6 protein-coding genes are annotated in these 3,456 nt (G+C 62.7%); all 6 read left to right on the top strand.

The window, feature by feature from the left end:
• A partial coding sequence (locus H7C18_RS32975) for a sugar phosphate isomerase/epimerase family protein (RefSeq protein ID WP_185133388.1) occupies window positions 1-383 on the top strand: 383 nt, incomplete at its 5' end.
• Entirely contained in the window at window positions 281-1,339 is a 1,059-nt protein-coding gene (locus H7C18_RS32970) for a Gfo/Idh/MocA family oxidoreductase (protein ID WP_475571999.1), read from the top strand. The genes H7C18_RS32975 and H7C18_RS32970, both read left to right, overlap by 103 nt.
• Entirely contained in the window at window positions 1,288-1,449 is a 162-nt protein-coding gene (locus tag H7C18_RS35435; RefSeq protein ID WP_238358125.1) for a hypothetical protein, read from the top strand. The genes H7C18_RS32970 and H7C18_RS35435 overlap by 52 nt, the downstream gene beginning before the upstream one ends.
• Before the next feature lie 18 nt (window positions 1,450-1,467).
• Window positions 1,468-2,136, top strand: a complete 669-nt coding sequence (locus tag H7C18_RS32965) for an RraA family protein (RefSeq protein ID WP_202887736.1) — start codon at window positions 1,468-1,470, stop codon at window positions 2,134-2,136.
• A gap of 48 nt (window positions 2,137-2,184) precedes the next feature.
• On the top strand, window positions 2,185-2,946 hold the full coding sequence (locus H7C18_RS32960) for a PIG-L deacetylase family protein (protein ID WP_185133387.1): 762 nt from the start codon (window positions 2,185-2,187) through the stop codon (window positions 2,944-2,946).
• A 3-nt stretch (window positions 2,947-2,949) separates the two neighbouring features.
• A partial coding sequence (locus H7C18_RS32955; RefSeq protein ID WP_475571998.1) for an enolase-like domain-containing protein occupies window positions 2,950-3,456 on the top strand: 507 nt, incomplete at its 3' end.

Genomic DNA, 3,456 nt, shown 5'->3' with positions numbered 1-3,456 from the left:
GCTTCTCCGCATCCGAGCGGATGCTGGCCGTCATGGCCCAGACCCGCAGCTCGGCGGTCGGCATTTTATGGGATATCGACAATCCGTGCAAGCATGCGGGAGAGAGCGTTCAAGAGACGTTCGCGAAGCTGGCTCCTTACATTAAACATACGCATATCAAGGATTCGTTGGGCGCAGGGGCGGACGGGAAGCTCACGCTGCCGGGCGAAGGCGATCTGCCGATCGGGGATTGCCTCGGCCTGCTCGCGGAAGCGGGGTACGACGGCTGGCTCTCCTTCGAATGGGAGAAAAAATGGGTTCCGCAGCTTGCCGAGCCGGAGGTCGCCCTGCCGGCTTATCTCGACTTTATCCGATCGGAGACAAGGCGGGTGAACGCACGATGAGCATCGTTCGAACGGGCATCATCGGACAGGGAAACAGCGGCCACGACATTCACGCAAGCGCCCTTCACAAGCTGCCGGACCGGTACCGGATCGTGGCGGTTAGCGACGCCCTGGAGGAACGCAGACTTCGAGCCGAAGCGGAGTTCGGCTGCGAGACGTACGCCGACTACGGCGACATGCTGCGGCGGGAAGATCTGGATCTGGTCGTCAACGCGACGCCGAGCCACCTGCACGTGCCGGTGACCCTCGAAATCCTGGAGGCCGGCATACACGCGTTGTGCGAGAAGCCGCTTGCCCGCCGGACGATCGACGTCGACCGGCTGATCGGGAAGGCGCGGGAGAAAGGCAAAACGCTCGCGATTTTTCAGCAGTCCCGGTATATGCCGGCGTTCGAGAAGATCCGGGACATCATTCGCTCCGGGGCGATCGGCCGCGTCGTTCAAGCAGGCATCGCCTACAATCAGTTCGCCCGGCGTTGGGATTGGCAGACGATGCAGGAACGGGGCGGCGGCAACCTGCTCAATACCGGTCCGCATCCGCTGGATCAGGCGCTGCAGTTGTTCGGGCCGGACCGGATGCCGGAGGTGCGCGCGACGATGGACCGGGCGAATTCGTTCGGAGATGCGGAAGATTACGTGAAGATCGCTTTAACGGGGCCGGATCGGCCGCTCGTCGAAGTGGAGATCTCCTCGTGCTGCGCCTATCCCGGCGAGACCTACCGCGTACAGGGCACGCGCGGCGGCATCAAGGCGACGTTCACGAGCGTCGACTGGAAGTATTTCAAGCCGGAAGAAGCTCCCGAGCGCGAGCTGATCTCCACGACAATCANNATCCCGCCTTCTGCCGCGAGCAGCTCGACTGGCACGAAGAGCGGTGGGAAGCGCCGGAGGAAGCGGCCCGGGACGTGTACGGCGCGATGGCGCTCCAATACTACGGCATGCTGCACCGGACGCTGACGGGAGGCGAGCCGCCCGAGATCACGCCGGAGGAAGTTCGCCTGCAGATCGCCGTGATGGAAGAATGCTTCCGGCAAAACGCCGAATTTGCCCGCAAACATACTTTTTAGTCGGGAGGGGATTCCGGAATGAAGGCAACGGATCGCGAGCTGTTCCGGCTCATGAGAGAGAAGCTGTATACGGGCGTCATCTGCGATACGCTCGACGAATTGGGGTACCGCAACCAGGCGATGCGCGAAAATGTGCGGCCGCTCGCGCCTGCCGTCGCGGACAATGTCGTCGGGAGGGCGAAGACGATCCTGGCCGCAGACGTGTACTATGTGAACGACAACCCGTACCTCCTGGAGATTCAGGCGATCGACAGCATCCGTCCGGACGAACTGGTCGTCGCGTCCACGAACGGGTCCGTCCGCAACGGCATTTGGGGCGAGCTGCTGTCGACCGCGTCCAAGATGCGGGGAGCGATCGGTGCCATCGTCGACGGGCTGGTCCGCGATACGAAGAAGATCGCCGAGCTCGGATTTCCGGTATACGCTGCAGGCGTCAAGCCGGTCGATTCGCGCGGGCGGGGGATGGTCGTCGATTACGACTGCCCGATCGAAGCGGGGGGCGTGGCGGTAGCGCCGGGAGACGTCGTCTTCGCCGATTGCGACGGTGTAGCGGTCATCCCGGCGACCGCGTTCGAGCAGACGGTCATGCTGGCGCTCGAGAAAGCGGAGCGGGAGAACAACACGCGCACGGAGCTGCTTGCAGGCAAACTGCTGCGCGAAGTCTTCGCGAAGTACGGCGTACTGTAAGGGGATAACCCGGAGCGGAAATGCGAATGTCGGAAGGAGGAAATACGAATGAACGTGCTGGCGGTGGGGGCCCATCCGGACGATCTGGAGCTGCAGTGCTTCGGCACGCTGGCTCTTTATGCAGAGCAGGGGCACCAAGTGTTCGCGGCCGTCGTCACGAACGGGGACAAAGGCAATTTTGACGTAGAGCCGGCCGAGCTGGCGCGGATTCGGGAGGCGGAGTTCCGGGCGTCCTGCGCCGTCATCGGCGCAGTTCCGATCTGGATGGGCTATGAGGACGAGTATCTGATCCCGTCGCTGAAGGCACGGCTGGCGGTTACGGACGCGATCCGGCAGGCGAATCCCGACGTCGTAATCACCCATGGCCCTTCCGATTACCACCCGGATCACCGATACGCCGGGCAATTGGTTTGGGATGCGCTTCCGCTGGCGGGCATCGCCGGCGTGAAGACGGCTCACGCCGCCATGGATCGCCAAGCGACGCTCTACCACATGGACAATTTCGGGGGCGTCGAGTTCCGCCCTACCGAATTCGTCGACATTACGGGAGCCATGGAAAAAAAGCTGGAGGCGCTCGGCAAGCATGCCAGCCAGCTTCGCATCTTCGGCCAGCTGCTCGACGTCGATCTGCGCGACGTCGTGCGGACGGTGGCCAAATTCCGCGGCTATCAGGCGGGAAGCGTCTATGCCGAAGGCTTCGCCAAGGTGGAAGCCTGGTATCGCGGGCTTGCCCGCCGGGTGCTGCCGACCGCGGAACAGCCCGGCCGGTTCGTGTATCGGACCGGTCCGTCGGAACCTCGGGAGGAGTAACGAATGAGAATAACCGGCATCGATCTGTCCATCTTGGAAAGTCCGTACGAATATGGAATTCAAGCGGAAGCGGGCGATTCGCGCGGACCGAAATACGCCTGCATCGTTCGCGTGCTTACCGACGAAGGAATTACCGGGTATGCCGATTGCGATTCGCATCCCCATATCGTGAAGGCGCTGCTGGACGCTCCCCGCTACTTGCCCGGTTTTTGCGAAGGACTGAAATACGCCGCGATCGGCGAGAATCCGTTCGAATACGAGAAAATATGGGCCCGAATGTACCGTTCTTCCTTCTATCACGGACGGCGAGGGGCCGCGATGCACGCCATGAGCGCGATCGACATCGCGATCTGGGACATTATCGGCAAGGCGGCCGGCCAGCCCGTCGGCGTCATGCTTGGCGCGCGCAAGCACGAAAAGATCAAAGCGTACGCATCTACGCTGTTCCGCGACACGCCGGACGAAATGCGCCGAGCGGTGGAGCAGTACCGCAGCGCGGGTTACCGCGCG

This window comes from Cohnella zeiphila, from assembly GCF_014212055.1.
GTDB lineage: Bacteria > Bacillota > Bacilli > Paenibacillales > Paenibacillaceae > Cohnella > Cohnella zeiphila.
The sequence above is the reverse complement of the archived record's forward strand: the minus strand, read 5'-3'. Positions and strand labels throughout refer to the sequence as shown.